General features: G+C 62.8%; 16 protein-coding genes. 8 read left to right on the top strand and 8 right to left on the bottom strand.

What is annotated here, in order from left to right:
• Positions 1–47: 47 nt before the first annotated feature.
• The 4 genes from kdpB (at position 48) to AB5Y53_RS11440 (ending at position 6,104) form a co-directional block, all read left to right on the top strand.
• A complete protein-coding gene (gene kdpB / locus AB5Y53_RS11455; protein ID WP_368182053.1) occupies positions 48–2,105 on the top strand; it encodes a potassium-transporting ATPase subunit KdpB in 2,058 nt (685 codons plus the stop codon).
• A gap of 58 nt (positions 2,106–2,163) precedes the next feature.
• Positions 2,164–2,691 carry a potassium-transporting ATPase subunit C gene (locus tag AB5Y53_RS11450; protein WP_049636913.1) on the top strand — a complete coding sequence of 176 codons (528 nt, stop codon included), beginning with the start codon at positions 2,164–2,166 and terminating at the stop codon, positions 2,689–2,691.
• A 102-nt stretch (positions 2,692–2,793) separates the two neighbouring features.
• Positions 2,794–5,382: a DUF4118 domain-containing protein gene (locus tag AB5Y53_RS11445; RefSeq protein WP_368182052.1), complete on the top strand. Its 2,589-nt coding sequence runs from the start codon at positions 2,794–2,796 to the stop codon at positions 5,380–5,382.
• Between the two features lie 38 nt (positions 5,383–5,420).
• The gene (locus AB5Y53_RS11440) at positions 5,421–6,104 is read left to right on the top strand and encodes a response regulator (RefSeq protein ID WP_010672297.1); all 684 of its coding nucleotides are present in this window, start codon (positions 5,421–5,423) and stop codon (positions 6,102–6,104) included.
• Between the two features lie 96 nt (positions 6,105–6,200).
• Here AB5Y53_RS11440 and AB5Y53_RS11435 read toward each other — a convergent pair whose 3' ends face one another.
• Positions 6,201–7,328 carry a multidrug effflux MFS transporter gene (locus AB5Y53_RS11435; RefSeq protein ID WP_368182051.1) on the bottom strand — a complete coding sequence of 376 codons (1,128 nt, stop codon included), beginning with the start codon at positions 7,326–7,328 and terminating at the stop codon, positions 6,201–6,203.
• Between the two features lie 92 nt (positions 7,329–7,420).
• On the opposite strand from AB5Y53_RS11435, the gene AB5Y53_RS11430 reads away from it, so the two are divergent.
• On the top strand, positions 7,421–8,245 hold the full coding sequence (locus AB5Y53_RS11430) for a helix-turn-helix transcriptional regulator (RefSeq protein WP_368182050.1): 825 nt from the start codon (positions 7,421–7,423) through the stop codon (positions 8,243–8,245).
• Here AB5Y53_RS11430 and AB5Y53_RS11425 read toward each other — a convergent pair.
• On the bottom strand, positions 8,175–8,408 hold the full coding sequence (locus AB5Y53_RS11425; RefSeq protein ID WP_052814509.1) for a hypothetical protein: 234 nt from the start codon (positions 8,406–8,408) through the stop codon (positions 8,175–8,177). The genes AB5Y53_RS11430 and AB5Y53_RS11425 overlap by 71 nt on opposite strands.
• 283 nt (positions 8,409–8,691) lie before the next feature.
• On the opposite strand from AB5Y53_RS11425, the gene AB5Y53_RS11420 reads away from it, so the two are divergent.
• Positions 8,692–9,942 carry a valine--pyruvate transaminase gene (locus tag AB5Y53_RS11420; RefSeq protein ID WP_109113150.1) on the top strand — a complete coding sequence of 417 codons (1,251 nt, stop codon included), beginning with the start codon at positions 8,692–8,694 and terminating at the stop codon, positions 9,940–9,942.
• A 73-nt stretch (positions 9,943–10,015) separates the two neighbouring features.
• On the opposite strand, the gene AB5Y53_RS11415 is transcribed toward AB5Y53_RS11420, so the two are convergent.
• Positions 10,016–10,456 carry an Hsp20 family protein gene (locus tag AB5Y53_RS11415; RefSeq protein ID WP_010672292.1) on the bottom strand — a complete coding sequence of 147 codons (441 nt, stop codon included), beginning with the start codon at positions 10,454–10,456 and terminating at the stop codon, positions 10,016–10,018.
• Positions 10,457–10,548: 92 nt separating this feature from the next.
• Positions 10,549–10,962, bottom strand: a complete 414-nt coding sequence (locus AB5Y53_RS11410) for an Hsp20 family protein (protein WP_010672291.1) — start codon at positions 10,960–10,962, stop codon at positions 10,549–10,551.
• Positions 10,963–11,218: 256 nt separating this feature from the next.
• Here AB5Y53_RS11410 and AB5Y53_RS11405 point away from each other — a divergent pair, with 256 nt between their 5' ends.
• Positions 11,219–11,989, top strand: a complete 771-nt coding sequence (locus tag AB5Y53_RS11405; RefSeq protein ID WP_368182049.1) for an MBL fold metallo-hydrolase — start codon at positions 11,219–11,221, stop codon at positions 11,987–11,989.
• Between the two features lie 85 nt (positions 11,990–12,074).
• Positions 12,075–13,025, top strand: coding sequence for a GlxA family transcriptional regulator (locus AB5Y53_RS11400; RefSeq protein ID WP_368182048.1), 951 nt, complete (start codon positions 12,075–12,077; stop codon positions 13,023–13,025).
• A 98-nt stretch (positions 13,026–13,123) separates the two neighbouring features.
• Here AB5Y53_RS11400 and gyrB read toward each other — a convergent pair whose 3' ends face one another.
• The 4 genes from gyrB to dnaA form a co-directional block, all read right to left on the bottom strand.
• On the bottom strand, positions 13,124–15,535 hold the full coding sequence (gene gyrB / locus AB5Y53_RS11395) for a DNA topoisomerase (ATP-hydrolyzing) subunit B (RefSeq protein ID WP_042879717.1): 2,412 nt from the start codon (positions 15,533–15,535) through the stop codon (positions 13,124–13,126).
• Complete coding sequence (gene recF, locus AB5Y53_RS11390; protein ID WP_010672287.1) at positions 15,532–16,635, bottom strand: DNA replication/repair protein RecF; 1,104 nt, start codon at positions 16,633–16,635, stop codon at positions 15,532–15,534. Before recF ends, gyrB begins: the two co-directional genes overlap by 4 nt.
• A 2-nt stretch (positions 16,636–16,637) precedes the next feature.
• Complete coding sequence (gene dnaN, locus AB5Y53_RS11385; protein ID WP_039040646.1) at positions 16,638–17,741, bottom strand: DNA polymerase III subunit beta; 1,104 nt, start codon at positions 17,739–17,741, stop codon at positions 16,638–16,640.
• An 83-nt stretch (positions 17,742–17,824) separates the two neighbouring features.
• On the bottom strand, positions 17,825–19,195 hold the full coding sequence (gene dnaA, locus AB5Y53_RS11380; RefSeq protein WP_368182047.1) for a chromosomal replication initiator protein DnaA: 1,371 nt from the start codon (positions 19,193–19,195) through the stop codon (positions 17,825–17,827).
• Between the last annotated feature and the right edge of the window lie 110 nt (positions 19,196–19,305).

Genomic DNA, 19,305 nt, shown 5'->3' with positions numbered 1-19,305 from the left:
ACCCGATTGATCTGCGTGACCAACTATTCGATGCAGGGAGCTTTCCAATGAGCAAGTCCGCTTCAATGAGCACCGACACCATTCCGGTGAAGGGCAAGAAACAGAAATCACAGATCCTGCAGGCCATGGTGGAAGCCCTCTATCGCTTCAACCCCAGGGCGCTGTTCGGCAGCCCCATCCTGTTCACCCTCTGGCTGGCGGCCGTGATGGCGACCCTGGAGTCGCTGCTGGGGCAGCCGCTCTCCGGCGTCGCCCCTTCGCTGGCCTGGCAGCTGACCGCTTGGCTCTGGCTCACCCTCTGGTTTGCCAACTTCGCCGAGACCCTGGCAGAGGGGCGCGGCAAGGCGCGGGCCGACAGCCTGAAGGCCGGCATGAGCCAGCTCAAGGCACGTCGAGTCACCAGCCCGCAGGATGACAAGGGCGAGTGGGTACCGGCCACCAGCCTGCTCAAGGGCGATCTGGTGCTGGTGCGCAGCGGCGAGATGATCCCGGCCGACGGCGAAGTGGTCGCCGGCATCGCCTCGGTCAACGAGGCAGCCATCACCGGCGAATCCGCCCCCGTCATCCGCGAGTCGGGCACCGACCGCAGCGGCGTGACTGGCAACACCACCGTCGTCTCCGACCAGATTTGGGTGCACATCAGCAACAACCCGGGCGAAAGTACCCTGGATCGCATGATTGCCCTGGTGGAAGGGGCCAAGCGGCAGAAGACCCCCAACGAGATGGCGCTGGACGCCCTGCTGGTAGGGCTGACCCTGATATTCCTGCTGGTGGTGGCCACCCTGCCCTGGTTCCTCGACTACAACGGCACCCAGGTGCCCCGGCTCTATCTGCTGGCGCTGTTCATCACCCTGATCCCGACCACCATCGGCGGTCTGCTCTCCGCCATCGGCATCGCCGGCATGGACCGGCTGGTGAAGCTCAACGTGATCGCCAAGTCGGGCCGGGCGGTGGAAGCCGCCGGCGACGTGCGTACCCTGCTGCTGGACAAGACCGGCACCATCACCTTCGGCAACCGGATGGCGGACGAGCTGATCCCGGCCCCCGGCGTGGATCCCTCCCTGCTGGCTCAGGCCGCCATGCTGGCCTCGCTCGGAGACAATACCCCGGAGGGCAAATCCATCCTGACCCTGGCGAGCAAGAGCCACACCAGACCGAGCCAGCTGGAGAGCGACATCCTCATCCCCTTCAGCGCCGAGACCCGGCTGAGCGGGCTGGATCGCAACGGCCATCACTATCGCAAGGGGGCGGTGGACGCTGTGCTGCGCTACCTCTCCCTCGATCGCAAGGCGGTGCCCGAGCTCATTCTCAAATCGGTGGACAACATCGCCCGCCAGGGCGGTACCCCGCTGCTGGTCTGCACCCACGAGAAGCTGCTGGGGGTAGTGTTCCTCAAGGACATCATCAAGCCGGGCATCAAGGCACGCTTCCAGATCCTGCGCCACATGGGGATCCGCACCGTGATGATCACCGGTGACAACCCGCTGACCGCCGCCGCCATCGCCGCCGAGGCCGGGGTGGACGACTTCATCGCCGAGGCGACGCCGGAGAAGAAGCTGGCCTACATCCGTCAGGAGCAGGCCGACGGCCGGCTGGTCGCCATGTGCGGGGACGGCGCCAACGACGCACCAGCCCTGGCCCAGGCCGACGTGGGGCTGGCCATGAACGAGGGGACCCAGGCCGCCAAGGAGGCGGGCAACCTGGTGGATCTCGACTCCAACCCCACCAAGCTGCTGGACGTGGTGCTGGTAGGCAAGCAGCTGCTGGTGACCCGTGGCGCCCTGACCACCTTCTCCATCGCCAACGACGTGGCCAAGTACTTCGCCATCCTGCCGGCCCTGTTCATCGCCGCCTATCCACAGCTGGGGGCGCTGAACCTGATGCAGCTGGGCAGCCCCGAGAGCGCCATCCTGTCGGCCATCATCTTCAACGCCCTGATCATCGTCGCGCTGGTGCCGCTGGCCCTGCGCGGGGTCAGCCTGAAAGGAACGGCGGCCAGCCTGCTGCGCCGCAACCTGCTGATCTACGGCGTCGGCGGCCTGATAGTGCCTTTCATAGGTATCAAGCTGATCGACCTGGTCATCACCGGCCTGGGCCTAGTGTGACTACATAGCGGGGTGCAGGCCTGGCTTGTACCCCATCAATCTTTTGGAGCAAAAAATCATGATAGCAATCAGAACCCTGCTGACCCTGACCCTGCTGCTGGGGGTGGCGTATCCGCTGGCCGTCACCGGGCTGGCCCAGCTGCTCTTCCCCTGGCAGGCCAACGGCAGCCTGCTCACCAACGCCAAACAGCAGGTGGTCGGCAGCGCCCTGCTGGCACAGAAGTTCGAGCGGGCCGACTACTTCCACTCCCGCCCCTCCGCCAGCGATTTCGCCACCATAGGTGGCGGCGGAAGCAACCTGGGGATGAGCTCGCCGCTACGGGCCGAGTTTGCCGCAGCGGCGGCCAGGGCGCAGCCGGAAGCCAGGGTCCCCGCCCTGCTGACCCGCTCCGCCTCCGGCCTCGATCCCCATCTGCCCCTCGATGCAGCGCTGGCCCAGGTGGATAGGGTCGCCGGGCAACGGGGGCTGGATCCCGTTCGGCTGACGGAGCAGGTCAAGTCGGCGGCACAAGCTGGTATCCTTGGCCCGCAGGTGGTCAACATTCTCCAGTTGAACCTGCAACTCGATCATCAAAAGGGCGCCTGAGGGCGCTCCTTGCCGTTCGGGAAGGCTCCCTTTCGACAACGGGGACAAGCATGAGCAATGAGGTCACGGCCGCGGTTCGGCCGATGCAACGGGAGCACGGGGATGCGTGATGAAGTGAGGGCGGACGCCCTGCTGGCGAGCCTGGAGCAGGAGCACAGGGGCAAGCTGAAGGTGTTTCTCGGCGCGGCCCCCGGCGTCGGCAAGACCTACGCCATGCTGCAGGCGGTGCGGGAGCAGGCCAGAGAGGGAGTCGACATCCTGATCGGGGTGGTGGAGACCCACGGTCGCCAGGAGACCCTGGCCCTGCTCGACAAGCTCGCCATCCAGCCGCGCAAGCTGCACCTGCACCGCCAGCAGCGACTGGAGGAGATGGATCTGGACGGTCTGCTGGCGCGAAAACCCGCCATCGCCGTGGTAGACGAGCTGGCCCACAGCAACGCCCCCGGCAGCCGCCACGAGAAGCGCTGGCAGGATGTGGAGGAGTTGCTCGGTGCCGGCATCGATGTCTACACCACCCTCAACGTGCAGCACCTGGAGAGCCTCAACGATCTGGTGTGGCAGCTGACCGGGGTCAGGGTCAAGGAGACCCTGCCGGATCAGGTGCTGCTGGAGGCCGACAGCCTGGTACTGATCGACCTCCCCCCCAAGGAGCTGCTCGGCCGCCTCAAGGAGGGCAAGGTCTATGTGCCCCACCAGGCCAAGGCCGCCCTGCAGTCTTTTTTCTCTCTGAACAACCTGACCGCTCTGCGGGAGCTGGCGATGCAGACCGCCGCCAGCCACGTGGAGGGGGATCTGCAGTTGCAGTGGCAGGCCGCCGGCAAGACCACACTGCCGCTGCGGGGCAAGCTGATGGTCTGCATCGGAGATGAGCACGGCGCCGCCCTGGTGCGTTACGGCCACCGCTTCGCCCAGCGCAGGCAACTGCCCTGGCTGGTGGTGCACATCGACAGCAAGGGGCAACGCTCCCCCGAGCTGGAGCAGGCGCTGGCCCTCGCCTCCCAACTGGGGGCCAGGGTGCTGACCCTCTCCAGCCCGGCCGTGGCCGATGCCCTGCTGGAAACCGCCGAACAGCAGCAGGTCTCCCAATTGCTGCTCGGCAAATCCCGCAACCCGCCCTGGCGTCGATCCCTGGTACAGCACCTGCTCAAACAGGCGCAGGGATTCGAGATCACGCTGGTGGATACCGAGAAGCGCAAGCCCGGCCTGACCCTACCTACGGCAGGCCCGGGTGAGCTTCGCCAGAGCCTGCTCGCGGTGGCCATCATGGGGGGGACCTCGGCCGCGGTCTGGGCCCTCTCCCACTGGCTGCCCCCCGCCTCCCTGCCCATGCTGTTCGTGCTGGGGGTGCTGGCCACCGCGCTCACCACCAGTCTGGTCCCCGCCATCCTGGCTGCGGTGCTGGGCTTCGTCGGCCACAATCTGCTGTTCACCGTCCCCTACTTCTCCCTGAGCGTGGCCAGCCACAGCGACCTGCTCACCCTGTTCGTGCTGCTCATCGTCGGCATCGCGGCCGGGCGCCTCGCCTCCCGCCAGCGTCAGCAACTGGTCAGTCTGCGCGAGACCCAGCAGCTCGGTAACGCCCTGCTCTCCCTGAGCCAGGGGCTGGCCACCGCCAGCAGCCCGGTGGACGTGCTGAGACAGGGAACCCAGGCCATCGCCCTCGCCCTTGGGCAGCCCGTGTTCGCGCTCGATGGGGATTACCAGTACCGGGCCGGTGACACCCAGACCGGGCCGGGCCAGACAGACAAGGCCGCCATTGACTGGTGCCTGGCCCAGAAACAGAGTGCCGGTGCCCATACCGCCACCCTCAACGCCGCCGAGGCCCAGTATCATCACCTCGGCGATGACCTGGTGCTGGGCATCCGGCTGGCCAGCCCGCTCACCTCCGCCGCCGAGCACCAGCTACAGGCCCTGCTCACCGATATCCGCGCCGCCCTGGCGCGGATCGATCTCAACGAGCGGCTGGCGGACAGCCAGTTGCAGGCGGAGACCGACCGGATGCGCGCGGCCCTGCTCTCCTCGGTCTCCCACGACCTGAAGACGCCGCTGGCCACCATCATGGGGGCTGGCAGCACCCTGCTGGAATACGGGGACCGGATAAGTGCGGAGGACCGCATCGAACTGCTGCACTCGGTGCAGGACGAGGCGCGCCGCCTGCACGGCTATGTGCAAAACCTGCTGGACATGACCCGCATCGGTTCACCGGACTTCCAGTTGAAACGGGACTGGGTCGACCTGGCGGACCTGGTGGAGAGCGCCCGCCGCCGGCTCGACTCCTCCTGGCGCCAGCACAAGCTGCTGGTGCACTTCGATCAGCAGATCCCCCGGCTCTATATGCACGGCGCCCTGATCGAGCAGGTGCTGGTCAACATCCTCGACAACGCCTCCCGCTACTCACCGGCCGGCACCCCCATCGAGTTCAAGGTGATGCTGGCGGACCCCGACCTCATCATCGACATCATCGATATCGGGGTCGGCATCGCCGAGTCGGATCGGGACAAGATCTTCAATCTGTTCTACACCCAGCCGGTCGGCGACTGCGGCAGCCGCGGCACCGGGCTTGGCCTCGCCATTTCCCGCGCTATGATAGAGGTCCACGGCGGCCGCATCTGGGCATTCGCCGGCCCCAACGGCAACGGCACCTGCATGCGCATCTCCCTGCCGCTGGCCCTCAACGCACCGGCGGCCTGATGGTCGCCGCCCTTTTCAATCAGCAAACGGGAGGCTGAATGGCTCACATACTGGTCATCGACGACGAGGCGGCCATCCGCCGTTTTTTGCGGATCAGCCTGATCGCCGAAGGGCATCAGGTGAGTGAGGCGGTCGGCGTCACCGAGGGGATGGCGCAGTATCGCCACCTCAACCCCGACCTGGTGATCCTGGATCTGGGCCTGCCGGACGGTGATGGCATCCAAATCCTGCACGCCATCCGCGAGCATCACGCCAATCCCGTGCTGGTGCTCTCGGCGCGGGACTCCGAGCAGGAGAAGGTGCGGCTGCTGGATGCGGGGGCCAACGACTACATGAGCAAGCCGTTCGGCGTCGGGGAGATGATGGCCCGTATCCGGGTGCTGCTGCGCCAGCGGGTCGGCGCCACCAGCGGCGAATGCCGCCACTTCCCCCACTGTGGCCTGACCCTGGACAGCAGCAGCCACAAAGTCACCCTGCAGGGCGAGGAGATCCCCCTCTCCCGCAAGGAGTTCGCCCTGTTGCAGGCGCTGGTGTGCCACCCCGGCAAGCTGGTGCAACAGACCCAGCTGCTCATCGACATCTGGGGACCGAGCCACAAGGAAGATACCCACTACCTGCGCATCGTCATCGCCAGCCTGCGCAAGAAGCTGGGAGATAACCCCCAGCAACCCACGCTGATCGAGACCGAATCCGGCATCGGCTACCGCTTTATCGGCAGCTGATGTTGCAGCAAGAAGCTGGGCGGCAACATTCCCAGCAACCCACCCTGATCGAAACTGAAGCCGGCATCGGCTACCGTTTTATCGACACCTGATGTTTCACGTGGAACGACGCCAACCGCAGCAAAGTGCCAGCAGACCGCATCCCCCGAGCAGCAGCCCGAGATCCTGCAAGCTGGCTGCAATCCCCAGCCCCAGACTGAGCAACAGGTAGTAGCCAAGCCCGAACAGGGCCCCGGCACTGCCCGCCACTTCCCGATAGGCCAGCAGAGCCTGGCTCAGCACATTGGGGATAGCCAGCCCGAACGCGATCACCACTCCCGTCATGGGCAGCAGAAACCAGAGCGATGCCTGACTGGCCCACACCAGCCAACCCGAACCCAACGCCAGAACGGCGGCGAGCCGTATTAACGAGGCAGGCGTCCAGCCACGGCCCAGCAGATGCTTGTTGAGCAGGCTGCCCACCAGGGTCGCCAGCGCCAGCACGATGCCGGAGTAACCAAACTCGCCCGCGCTCAACCCCAGACTGGCAAACAGAAACGGCGCCAGGCTGTAGTAGCCGAACAGCATGGTGTTGAACAGGGCGACCAGGGCAGCGCTGCGCCACAAGCCGGTATCACGTACCATCCGGCAGGCCAGCGGCCAGAGTGCGACCCTTTGGGTGGTGGCCGGGCGGGTTTCCGGCAGTTGCCAGCAAGCCATCAGCAACAAGCCGATTGCCAGCGCCAGCAGGGCGCCGAATACCCCGACATAACCCAAGCCATCAGCAAGCAGGCCACCGCTCACCAGCCCCAGCACCGGGCTCAGGGAGAGCGCGATGCCCATCACCGAAAAGACCCGTGCCAGATCGCTGCCCTGATAGCTGTCGCGCAGCATGGTCTGGGTCACCACGGAACCCACGGCGGCGCCGAAGGCCGCGATGACCCGGGCCAGCAGCAGGGTTTCAAATTGAGTGGCCAGCAACGCCAGCAGGGTGCCGGCGCCATAGGTCAGTAACCCCGCCAGCATGGCGGGACGCCGCCCGATGAGATCGCACACTCGGCCCCAGCAGACCACGCCCGCCGCAAACGCCAGAAAATAGACCGACAGGGTCTGGGACGCCTGCCCCTCGCTCACCCGAAACTCAGTGGCGATATGGGTCAGCACCGGGCTGTAGATGGTCTCCACTATCTGGGGAAACATCATCAATCCGACCACCAGCCAGCGCGGTGGCAACCTGTTGTTCATGACACACCTCCTTCACAAGAGGTCGCCATTCTAGAGAGGGATAACATGTCCGATTACAATAAGGCGGACTATAAACAGCAAGAATCGGACACATGGCCTTTATTCTTCCCGATCACCCCTTTGATCCGGACCAGCACGACGGCAGCGCCATCGGTATTGCCGCCGCCCTCGGCTGGCACGACTCCGGCCGCCATCAGCACCAGCGCCACCAGCTGCTGTTCGCCCAGGCAGGCTGCATGACCATAGAGCTGGACGATCAGGTCTGCCTGCTGCCGCCGACGCGAGCAGCCTGGTTGCCAGCAGGCCTGCCCCACCGGGTGTTGATGCGCGGGGTAGTGGCGTATCGCTCCCTCTACTTCCAGCCGGAGCCCGCGTTGCTAAACGAGATGGCGGTGCTGGCCGTCAACCCGCTGCTGCGGGAGATCATCGAGCGGATGGCGCTCTGGCCGTGGGACAAGCCGGAAGCAGAACAAACCTGCACACTGGCATTATTGAAAGAAGAGCTGGCGCAAGCGCCGCGGGAATCCTGGCAGTTGCCGCTGCCGTCAGACGGGCGTCTGACCGGCTGGCTGCAGGAGATAAAGCGGGGTGACACCCTGCCCGATCGGCTCAACCGGCTGGCCGAACGGGTGGGTGCCAGTGGCAAGACCATAGGCCGCATCTTCATGCGGGAGACCGGTATGAGCTACCAGGCCTGGCGCCAGCAGTGGCGACTGCTTCGGGCCATGGAACTGCTGGCCGAAGCCGAGCCCATCAGCCGGGTGGCCGCTGCGCTGGAGTTCGCCAGCGACAGCGCCTTCATCGCCTTCTTCAGGCAGCACACGGGGCAGACCCCCTTGCGCTACCTCAACTCTCGGGATGAGTCGCATCGGCCGAACTCGCCTCCACCACCAGGGTCTCCAGGGCCAGCGGCTTGAGGTTTTGAATGGCCTCTGCCACCACGTCATGGGAAGCCTGCTGCTGCAAGGCCAGCATCTCCTGTTGCAGGGCGGCGCTGTCCAGCTCGGGTCTGGGGTTCTCGGTGGCCATGGCATTCAGGCTCAGGCTGCTGGCAATCAGGGTAGCGATCAGGATCTTCATCTGGCGTGCTCCGGTGTGGTTGAGATGACCAGATAGCTATTCCAATAGTTGTGCCAGATTTATAACAGCATGATTTTATTGATATAAATAATTTTTTGATGCTACCACCCCTCTTCCTGAATCGAATGTTGGTTTTTTTATAACCTATAAATGGTTTTTTTTACCACCTCCATCATGGCAACCCTGTTCCACGTGAAACGCCCCGTTTTTTTGATCGACACCCGCTTTTGAAGTGAGCTATGGTGCTAGCTCCCCCCTTAACTGACTCTGGATTTGCCACCGAATGGAATTCTCCTTGTTCGGCGAGAAGTTCACTCGCCACGCCGGTATTACCCAACTCATGGACGACCTCAATCAAGGGCTGCTGAATCCCGACGCCATCATGCTGGGAGGCGGCAATCCGGCCCCCATCCCCGCCATGCTGGAACGCTTTCAGGCCGAGGCCAATACCCTGCTCGACAACGGCGAACTGATCAAGGCCATGGCCAACTACGATGGCCCCCAGGGCAAGGACAGGTTCACCAGGGCGCTGGCCGCCCTGCTCAGCAAGGAGCTGGGCTGGGAGATCTCCGCCCGCAACATCGCCCTGACCAACGGCAGCCAGAACGCCTTCTTCTATCTGTTCAACCTGCTGGCCGGCGAATTCGCCGACGGTCGCAAGAAGAAGGTGCTGTTCCCCCTGGCCCCCGAATACATCGGCTATGCCGACTCGGCCCTCTCGGACGATCATTTCGTCGCCTACAAGCCCACCATCGAGAAGCTGCCCGACGGCCAGTTCAAATACCACGTGGATTTCGAGAGCCTGCAGGTGGGCGACGACATCGGGGTGATCTGTGTCTCCCGGCCGACCAACCCCACCGGCAACGTGCTCACCGACGAGGAGATCGAGCACCTCGATCAGATCGCCCGTGACAAGGGGATCCCGCTGCTCATCGACAATGCCTACGGCGTGCCCTTCCCCGGCATCATCTTCAGCGACGCCAAGCCGTTCTGGAACGCCAACACCATCCTCTGCATGAGCCTCTCCAAGCTCGGCCTGCCTGGCACCCGTTGCGGCATCGTCATCGCCGACGAGAAGATCATCCGGGCCATCACCAACCTGAGCGGCATCATCAATCTGGCACCGGGCAGCCTGGGTCCGGCCATCACCATTCCGATGATCGAGAGCGGAGACATCATCACCCTGAGCGAACAGGTGGTGAAACCCTTCTACCAGCACAAAGCCACCTTCGCGGTCCAGCTGCTGCGCGAGGCCATTCCGGATCCGCGCTTCCACATCCACAAGCCGGAGGGTGCCCTCTTCCTCTGGCTCTGGTTCGAAGACCTGCCGATCCACTGCCAGGAGCTGTATGAGCGACTGAAGGCGAAGAACCTGCTGATCGTGCCCGGCCACTACTTCTTCCCCGGCATCGACGATCCCGAGTGGCGCCACAGCCAGGAGTGCATCCGCCTCAACTATGCCCAGAGCGAAGATCTGGTGCGTCGCGGCATCGCCATCCTGGCCGACGAGATCAACGCCCTCTACGCCGGTTGATTCCCCCTTCGGCATGAAAAAAAGAGGCCTGCAGATGCAGGCCTCTTTTCTATCAGGTGGTCAGCGATGTTGTTTAACCGGGCAGTGCCAGCTGATCGGGTTTGCCGATGGGGATGGCACGGGGCTTGAGCGCTTCCGGCAGCTCCCGGGCCAGCTCTATGGTCAGCAGACCGTGCTCCAGCCTGGCCCCCTGCACTTCCACGTGCTGGCTCAGCTTGAAGGCGAGCTCGAAGTCCCGCTCGGCGATCCCCTGATGGAGGAACTGGCGCTCGCCCATGGTGGCGACCTTGCGCCCCTTCACCTTGAGGGTACCGTTTTCGGTCTCCAGCTCCAGCTCATTGCGATCGAAACCGGCCACGGCAACCGTGATGAGGTAGCTGTCGTGATCCCGCTTTTCGATGTTGTACGGGGGGTAGGCCGAGGTCTTCTGATCGAACAGGCCTTCCAGCTCGCGGGCCATCCGCTCGAAGCCGACGGCATTGGAATAGAGATGAGAAAAATCGAGGTTACGCATGATCCTATCCTTCTATAAAGCAACAGGGTTTACTCTCCACGGGCCCGCCATCGGCACCCGGGAAACATCAGCAATGCAACGAGGTCAGGCTGTCAGCCGTTGATCTCGATCTTGCGGGGCTTCATCGCCTCGGGCACTTCGCGCACCAGGTCGATGTGCAGCAGACCGTTCTTGAGGTCGGCTCCCTTCACCCGCACATAGTCGGCCAGCTGGAAGCGACGCTCGAAGCCGCGTTCGGCAATGCCTTGGTAGAGGTAGTTACGCTCGGTGTCAGCCTGCTTGCTGCCCTTCACCGTCAGCAGATTTTCCTGGAAGCTCAGCTCCAGCTCTTCCTGGGTAAAGCCCGCCACCGCCATGCTGATGCGGTAGTCGCTGTCACCCAGCTGCTCGATGTTGTAGGGGGGATAGCCGGCATTGCCATTGCTGGCGGCAGATTCGATGAGAGTGGCCAGACGATCGAAACCGATGGCAGAACGATAGAGCGGAGAAAAGTCGATAGAACGCATAGTATTATCCTCTTTTGAGCGATAACGGATTGTTTGCCCTCCTGATGGACGGGCGCCTGGTCGAAACCTCTGTCGAGCGTTCCGGCCTTGTTATCTATATAGGGGCCAGCATTTGGCTTTCAAGGGGTAAAAACAAAAGAAATGCAGGCCATCAAGAATGGCCCGATTAGATCGATAATAGGCCTGCGGGCCACTCATGATCCGTCCCTCACCCCTCCATACTGGCCGTGTCCCCAACGAGAAACCGGAGCACGCCATGAAGATTACCCAGGTTCGCAACGCCACCCTGCTCATCCACTACGCAGGAACCCGCTTCCTCATCGACCCCATGCTGGCCCCCAAGGGGAGCTACCCCGGCTTCGAAGGCATGGCCAACAGCCATCTTCGCAACCCCCTGGTCGAGCTGCCGCTGCCCATGGCGACCCTGCTGGAGGTGGATGCGGTGATCGTCACCCATGACCATCTGGATCACTGGGACGATGTCGCGAAAGCGAAGATCCCCAGGCACCTCCCCCTGTTCGTGCAGCATCAGAAAGATGCCGACACCATGAGGGGATGCGGCTTCGAGGATGTACGCCTGCTGGGCGAGGTCGGCGAGTTCGCCTGCATCCGCCTGCAACGGACGGAAGGCCGGCACGGCAGCGATACCATCATGGCCCTGCTGGGGGATCGCCTTGGCGAGGTCAGCGGAGTGGTCTTCTCCCATCCCGCCGAAAAAACCCTCTATCTGGCCGGCGACACCGTCTGGAATGCCCAGGTTGAACAAGCGCTGCACCGGCACCAACCCGAGGTCGTCGTCCTCAATTGCGGCGATGCCCGGGTGACGGGTCTGGGCGCCATCATCATGGGCAAGGAGGATGTGGCCGCCGTCTATCAGGCTGCCCCGCAGGCCACCCTGATCGCCAGCCACATGGAGGCGGTCAATCATGCCCTGCTGTCACGGCGGGAGCTGCGCGACTACCTGGACAGCCAGGGGATGGCCGCCCGGGTAAGGGTGCCCGAGGATGGCGACACCATGGTGCTCTGAGCGAGAGGCCGGGCACCACATGGCTCTTCGGCTTTCTGTTGCTGCCCCGTATGATGGGGATCCGAGTGCAAAGGAGTCTTCCACCATGCCCCGTCCTCTCATCGTCGCCGTCATCACCTTCGATCGCTTCAGCCCCTTTCACTGCTCGGTGCCCTGCCTCATCTTTGGCGACAAGATGATGCCGGGCCAGTCGTTGTTCGAGCTGAGACTCTGCGCCGGGGATGACACGCGGCAACCCGCCTCCTCCCAGGGCTTTCGCATGGAGGCCGACTATGGCCTGGAGGGTCTGCTGGAGGCGGATATCATCATCATCCCCTTCTGGCGCGATCCGGCCGAGCGCCCCGCCCAACCCTTGCTCGATGCCCTGGTTGCCGCCCGGATCAGGGGGCTCTGTCTCGGCACCTATGTGCTGGCCTATGCCGGCCTGCTGGACGGGCGCGGTGCCGCCACCCACTGGGAATTTGAACAGGAATTCGTCCAGCGCTTCCCCCGGGTGCGGCTCGATACCAATGCCCTCTACGTCGACGACGACGGGCTCATCACCTCGGCTGGCACCGCCGCCAGCCTGGACTGCTGCCTCTATCTGGTTCGCCAGCATCACGGCAGCCAGATTGCCAACAAGCTGGCCAGGCGGCTGGTGGTCCCTCCCCACCGGGAGGGTGGCCAGGCCCAGTTCATCGAGCAGCCGGTACCCGCCACCACCCGGGATGCCAGGATCAACCAGCTGTTCGATCACCTGCGCCTGCACCTGGCCGCGCCCCACACCCTGGACAGCCTGGCGGAACATTGCATGATGAGCCGACGCACCTTTAGCCGCCGCTTCCAGCTCGCCACCGGTCTCTCCCTCGGGGAGTGGCTGATGGCGGAGCGCCTGCGCCGCAGCCAGACGCTGCTGGAGTCCAGCTCCCACACCGTGGAACGCATCGCCGAACTGGTGGGGCTCGGGTCCGCCACCATATTGCGCAAGCACTTTCGCGCCCGCTTCGGGGTGTCGCCGCGGGAGTGGCGCCGCACCTTTCGTGGTGACAGAGTCTAGGTCCCTCATGTTTCACGTGGAACGCGCCCTCTTCCTTGCCCCAGAAAACAAAAAGCCGCTCACGAGGAGCGGCTTTTGATGGTTGTCGGACCGTCTGATTAGACGTCGAGGTTGGCAACCCGCAGGGCGTTGGTCTCGATGAAGTCGCGACGGGGCTCTACGGCGTCACCCATCAGGGTGGAGAAGAGCTGGTCGGCGCCGACCGCGTCGTCGATGGTGACACGCAGCATGCGACGGGCTTCCGGATCCATGGTGGTTTCCCACAGCTGCTCCGGGTTCATCTCGCCCAACCCTTTATAGCGCTGGATGTAGATGCCACGCTTGCCTTCGCCCATCAGCCACTCGACCGCTTCAACGAAGCTGGCGACCGGCTTCACCTTCTCGCCACGCTTGATGTAACCGCCTTCCTCGATCAGGTTGGCGATCTCCTTGCCCAGGGAGACCAGCTGACGGTACTCGGAGGATTGCAGGAAGTCATAGCTCAGCGGATATTCACGGTCGACCCCGTGCTGGCGTACCACGGCGTGGGGCACGAACAGGCTGCGCTCCTCGTCGCGGCGTACCTGCATCTGGTACTGGATACCGTGGTTGCTCTCGTTGAGCACGGCTTCCATGCTCTGGCACCAGGTCTGCAGATCGCTCTCGCTGGCCAGCAGGGTTTCGTTCAACTCAGGCTGATAGATCAGCTGGGTCAGCACGGCTTCCGGCGCGCGGCGGGACATGCGGGTGATGAGGTGAGTCACGGCGCGATGCTGGTTGACCAGACGCTCCAGCGCCTCGCCACCGATGGCCGGGGCAGACTCGTTGACGTGCAAGGTCGCACCGTCCAGCGCCATGGCGGTCTGGTACTGCAACAATGCGTCTTCGTCTTTCAGGTACTGCTCCTGTTTGCCCTTCTTCACCTTGTAGAGCGGCGGCTGGGCGATGAAGACATAGCCACGCTCGATGATTTCCGGCATCTGACGATAGAAGAAGGTCAGCAGCAGGGTACGGATGTGCGCACCATCGACGTCCGCATCCGTCATGATGATGATGTTGTGATAGCGCAGCTTGTCCGGGTTGTACTCGTCGCGACCGATGCCACAGCCCAGAGCGGTGATCAGGGTGCCCACCTCCTGGGAGGAGATCATCTTGTCGAAACGGGCCTTCTCCACGTTCAGGATTTTACCCTTGAGGGGCAGGATGGCCTGGTTCTTCCGGTTGCGACCCTGCTTGGCGGAGCCACCAGCAGAGTCCCCTTCCACGATGTAGAGTTCGGAGAGCGCCGGGTCTTTTTCCTGACAGTCAGCCAGCTTGCCGGGCAGACCGGCGATATCCAGCGCGCCCTTGCGGCGGGTCAGTTCGCGAGCCTTGCGGGCCGCTTCGCGGGCACGGGCCGCATCGATGATCTTGTTGACCACGATCTTGGCGTCGCCCGGGTTTTCCAGCAGGAAGTCGGCCAGCTTCTCACCCATCGCCTGTTCCACGGCGGTCTTCACCTCGGACGAGACCAGCTTGTCCTTGGTCTGGGAGGAGAACTTAGGGTCAGGCACCTTGACGGAGATAACGGCAATCAGACCTTCACGGACGTCGTCACCACTGGCGGCGGACTTGGCCTTCTTGCTGTAGTCCTCCTTGTCCATGTAGTTGTTCAGCGTCCGGGTCAGCGCGGTACGGAAGCCCACCAGGTGGGTGCCACCATCCCGCTGCGGAATGTTGTTGGTGAAGCAGTAGACCCCTTCCTGATAGGCGTCGTTCCACTGCATGGCGACTTCGACACCGATGCCGTCCTGCTCAGTGGTGAAGTGGAACACCTTGGGGTGAATCGGGGTCTTGTTCTGGTTCAGGTACTCGACGAAGGCCTTGATGCCCCCCTCGTAGCAGAAGTGCGCCTCGCGGCCATCACGCTCGTCCATCAGACGGATGGAGACGCCGGAGTTGAGGAAGGAGAGCTCGCGCAGACGCTTGGCCAGGATCTCGTAGTGGAACAGGGTGTCACTGAAGATGGTCGGGCTCGGCCAGAAGCGAACTTCCGTCCCGGTGCCGGTGCTGTCACCAATCTGCTTGAGGGGTGCCTGCGGCTCGCCCAGGTGATAGGTCTGCTCGTAAACATGACCGTTGCGGCGGATGGTCAGCAGCAGCTTGTCGGAAAGCGCGTTCACCACGGAAACGCCCACACCGTGCAGACCGCCGGACACCTTGTAGGAGTTGTCATCGAATTTGCCGCCGGCGTGCAGCACGGTCATGATGACTTCAGCGGCCGAACGCCCCTCTTCCGGGTGGATGTCCACCGGAATGCCGCGACCGTTGTCGCGCACGGAGACGGAGCCGTCGGAATGGATCTTGACCTGGATATCGGAGCAGTAGCCAGCCAGAGCCTCGTCGATGGAGTTGTCGACGACCTCGAACACCATGTGGTGCAGGCCCGATCCATCGTCCGTATCGCCGATATACATCCCCGGGCGCTTGCGGACCGCATCCAGACCCTTGAGCACCTTGATATTCGAGGAGTCGTAAGTATTTTCACTCATAGCTTACTCTCTGCCTTCTCTAACGTTTCGGAGATCTTGCCTTGTTCCACGTGGAACAGCTTGCAGTCACTCGCATCCATCATGTCTGCGAGCTGACCGGTATCGATGGCGGTAATGAACACCTGGGACGCGCACTGCTTCAGCCTTGCAGCCAGCAGACGACGTTTGTCGACATCCAGTTCAGAGGCAAAATCATCAATTAAAAAAATACAGCCGCGGCTGCTATGTTGATTCAAATAGAGCCCTTGGGCCAGCCGCATGGCACAGACCAGCAACTTCAGCTGACCCCTGGACAAAATATCCTGCGCGGGGACACCGTTCGCCTTGAGCCGCACGTCCGCCTTCTGCGGACCGACCCCAGTGTACCCCAGCGAACGATCCCGTTCGAACCCCGCCTCCAGCAATGCGTCGAGGGGAGTGTCTTTTTCCCAGCCTCGATAGAATCCAAGACTGATATCGAACTCCGGCAGAAAATCTGCCGTCATCTCCTTGATCAGGGGTGTAATGGCCTGACAATAACTGGCGCGAAACCCCGCCAGCTCGCCGCCCAATCGCACCAGCTCCTGATCCCAGAACGCCAGTTGACGATACTGGGTGCTCTGGCGCAGCAAGGCATTGCGCTGCTTCAGCAGCCGACGCACCCGCCCCCAGAGGGAGAAGAAGGTCGGCTCCTGATGGAAAACACCCCAGTCGAGCCAGGCCCGGCGAGCCTGGGGCCCACCGGTCAGCAGGCTGAAACCATCGGGGTGGATCAACTGTACCGGCAACAGCTCCGCCAGATCGGCCAGGCGCTGGGCCTGGGCACCGGCGATCTTGAGCTGGGTTTCGCCCCCCTTGTCCTTGGCAAGCCCGATGGGCACCTGACGCCCCTCCAGCTCGCACTGGGCAAACAGGGTAAAGGCCCGCTCGCCCTGGCGGATGACCCGCCCGGTCAAATGGGTACGAAACGAGCGGCCGAGACCAAGGTAATGAATGGCTTCCAGCACGCTGGTCTTGCCGCTGCCGTTGCTCCCGACCAGGATATTGAGGCCGGGAGACAGCGCGAGACTGGCGTGCTGAATGTTGCGAAAGTCGCTGAGCTGGAGTTTGACCAGGGACACGACTAGATCCGCATCGGCATCACCACGTACTGGGCATCTTGGTTCTCAAAATCCTCAATAATGGCGCTGCTGATGGAATCGCTCAGGCTGATCCGGATTTGGTCACATTTTAACGTATTCAACACGTCCAGCACATAGGAGACGTTGAAGCCGATCTCCATCTCGCCAGCGGCGTATTGTACGTCAAGCAGCTCTTCGGCTTCTTCCTGTTCCGGGTTGTTGGCGGTGATGCGCAGCAGGTTTTCCTGCAGATTGAGACGCACCCCACGGAATTTCTCGTTGGAGAGGATGGCGGCACGGGCAAAGGCCTGGCGCAGATCCTCGCGACCGGCGATCAGGGCCTTGTCGCTCCCTCTCGGGATAACGCGGCGCCAGTCCGGGAAACGGCCATCCACCAGCTTGGAGGTGAAGATGAAGCCATCCAGGGCGGCGCGCAGATTGCTGCGGCCCACTTGCAGCCTTACCGGCTTGTCTTCCGCTTCCAGCAGGCGCACCAGCTCCAGCACCCCTTTGCGCGGCAGGATGACCTGATGATCGGGCAGCGATTCCCCCACCACCTCGCGGCGGCAGGTGGCCAGCCGGTGACCGTCCGTCGCCACGGTACGCAGGCCGTGGCCTTCGCTCTCGAACAGCATGCCGTTCAGGTAGTAGCGCACGTCCTGGCTCGCCATGGAGAACTGGGTCGCGTCGATGAGTTTTTTCAGCTCCAGCTGGCTGATGTCGAACTCGAGCACGGATTCCCAATCCTCGATGTTCGGGTATTCGGTCGCCGGCAGGGTCGACAGGTTGAAGCGGGAGCGGCCGGACCGGATGATGAGGCGCTCTCCCTCGGTGCTGAGACGGATCTCCGCCCCCTCCGGCAGACCGCGACAGATGTCCAGCAGCTTGCGCGCCGGCACTGTGGTGCGGCCATCCTGGCTGTCGCTGTTGAGATAGACCTGTCCGATCATCTCCACCTCGAGATCGGTCCCGGTCAGCGACAGCAGGCCATTGCTGACATCGAGCAGGACGTTGCCGAGGATGGGCAGGGTCGGCCGGCCACCCAGGGCACCGGACACCAGTTGCAGGGGACGTAACAGGGCCTCACGGCTAATTTCGAGCTGCATCTGTGCTCTCCGTTGTTATTGGGAGGAAAGGATTCGGATCAGGCTGGAACATGCAATCTGCATCTGTGCACTCCGTTCCGGTATCAGGAAGAAAGGGTACGGATCAGGTTGGAATAATCTTCCTTGATGTCGTGACTCTCTTCCTTCAGCTGCTCGATCTTGCGGCAGGCATGAAGAACCGTGGTGTGGTCACGGCCACCAAAGGCATCCCCTATCTCAGGCAAGCTGTGATTGGTCAGCTCCTTGGCCAGCGCCATCGCCAGCTGGCGCGGGCGGGCAACGGAGCGGGAGCGACGCTTGGAGAGCAGATCCGCCAGCTTGATCTTGTAATACTCCGCCACCGTCTTCTGGATGTTGTCGATGGTGACCAGCTTCTCCTGCAAGGCCAGGAGATCGCGCAGCGCCTCGCGCACGAAGTCGATGTTGATGGCGCGGCCGGTGAAGTTGGCGTTGGCGATCACCCGGTTGAGGGCGCCTTCCAGTTCACGGACGTTGGAGCGAAGCCGTTTGGCGATGAAGAAGGCCACTTCGTCCGGCAGATGGATATGGTTCTCGTCCGCCTTGCGCATCAGGATGGCAACCCGGGTCTCCAGCTCGGGCGGCTCGATCGCCACCGTGAGCCCCCAGCCGAAGCGGGACTTGAGACGATCCTCCACCCCGTTGATCTCTTTCGGATAACGGTCCGAGGTCAGAATGATCTGCTGATTGCCTTCAAGCAGGGCGTTGAAGGTGTGGAAGAACTCCTCCTGGGAGCGCTCCTTGTTGGCGAAGAACTGGATGTCATCGATGAGCAGGGCATCGACGCTACGGTAATAACGCTTGAACTCTTCAATGGCGTTATTCTGCAGCGCCTTCACCATGTCCTGCACGAACCGTTCGGAGTGCATGTAGATGACTTTGGCGTCTTTCTTGCGATCCTTGATGGCATTGCCAACGGCGTGCAGCAGGTGAGTCTTGCCAAGGCCAGTGCCGCCATAGAGGAACAGCGGGTTGTAGGCACCACCCGGATTGTCGGCCACCTGACGGGCGGCCGCACGGGCCAGCTGGTTGGACTTACCCTCGACGAAATTCTCGAAGGTATAGTTCACGTTGGTGTTGCTCTTGTGGTTTGGCTCGGGCTTGTTTTCGGCCTTGTTTTCCCAGCTCTTGGGAGAGTTATTCACAGGATCGACACCACGGGCCGGCGCCCTGGCGACGGCGACGGGATGAGGGCGATTGCCGATATCAAAACGCAGGGTGGGAGCGTCGGCTCCGCACAGCTCGTTGATGATGCCGTTGACCCGGAGCAGGTACTTGTCGCGTACCCAGTCCAGAACAAAGCGGTTCGGTGCATACAGGGTCAGAGTATTGTCACTCAACTCCGCTTGAAGCGGCCGGATCCACATGCTGAATTCTGCCGAGGGCAACTCATCTTGCAGCCGGTTAAGGCACTGCTGCCATAGCGAAGCAGTCACTCTAGACTCCCGTCAATTGATTAAGTAAAGACCGGCTATTCTACGTTTTTAGTGGCCGGATCTCCAGTTGCTGCCGCACGGATCCAGCAAATAAGATCCTTGACTTTCAA

Origin of the sequence: Aeromonas sp. R7-5 (assembly GCF_040908015.1) — a bacterium.
GTDB lineage: Bacteria > Pseudomonadota > Gammaproteobacteria > Enterobacterales > Aeromonadaceae > Aeromonas > Aeromonas caviae.
This window is presented reverse-complemented; position numbering and strand designations above follow the sequence as displayed.

Bases quoted from the DNA above. Each gene is read 5' to 3' on its own strand.
- kdpB (WP_368182053.1), top strand. From the start codon at position 48: ATGAGCAAGTCCGCTTCAATGAGCACCGACACCATTCCGGTGAAGGGC.
- AB5Y53_RS11450 (WP_049636913.1), top strand. From the start codon at position 2,164: ATGATAGCAATCAGAACCCTGCTGACCCTGACCCTGCTGCTGGGGGTG.
- AB5Y53_RS11445 (WP_368182052.1), top strand. From the start codon at position 2,794: ATGCGTGATGAAGTGAGGGCGGACGCCCTGCTGGCGAGCCTGGAGCAG.
- AB5Y53_RS11440 (WP_010672297.1), top strand. From the start codon at position 5,421: ATGGCTCACATACTGGTCATCGACGACGAGGCGGCCATCCGCCGTTTT.
- AB5Y53_RS11435 (WP_368182051.1), bottom strand. From the start codon at position 7,328: ATGAACAACAGGTTGCCACCGCGCTGGCTGGTGGTCGGATTGATGATG.
- AB5Y53_RS11430 (WP_368182050.1), top strand. From the start codon at position 7,421: ATGGCCTTTATTCTTCCCGATCACCCCTTTGATCCGGACCAGCACGAC.
- AB5Y53_RS11425 (WP_052814509.1), bottom strand. From the start codon at position 8,408: ATGAAGATCCTGATCGCTACCCTGATTGCCAGCAGCCTGAGCCTGAAT.
- AB5Y53_RS11420 (WP_109113150.1), top strand. From the start codon at position 8,692: ATGGAATTCTCCTTGTTCGGCGAGAAGTTCACTCGCCACGCCGGTATT.
- AB5Y53_RS11415 (WP_010672292.1), bottom strand. From the start codon at position 10,456: ATGCGTAACCTCGATTTTTCTCATCTCTATTCCAATGCCGTCGGCTTC.
- AB5Y53_RS11410 (WP_010672291.1), bottom strand. From the start codon at position 10,962: ATGCGTTCTATCGACTTTTCTCCGCTCTATCGTTCTGCCATCGGTTTC.
- AB5Y53_RS11405 (WP_368182049.1), top strand. From the start codon at position 11,219: ATGAAGATTACCCAGGTTCGCAACGCCACCCTGCTCATCCACTACGCA.
- AB5Y53_RS11400 (WP_368182048.1), top strand. From the start codon at position 12,075: ATGCCCCGTCCTCTCATCGTCGCCGTCATCACCTTCGATCGCTTCAGC.
- gyrB (WP_042879717.1), bottom strand. From the start codon at position 15,535: ATGAGTGAAAATACTTACGACTCCTCGAATATCAAGGTGCTCAAGGGT.
- dnaN (WP_039040646.1), bottom strand. From the start codon at position 17,741: ATGCAGCTCGAAATTAGCCGTGAGGCCCTGTTACGTCCCCTGCAACTG.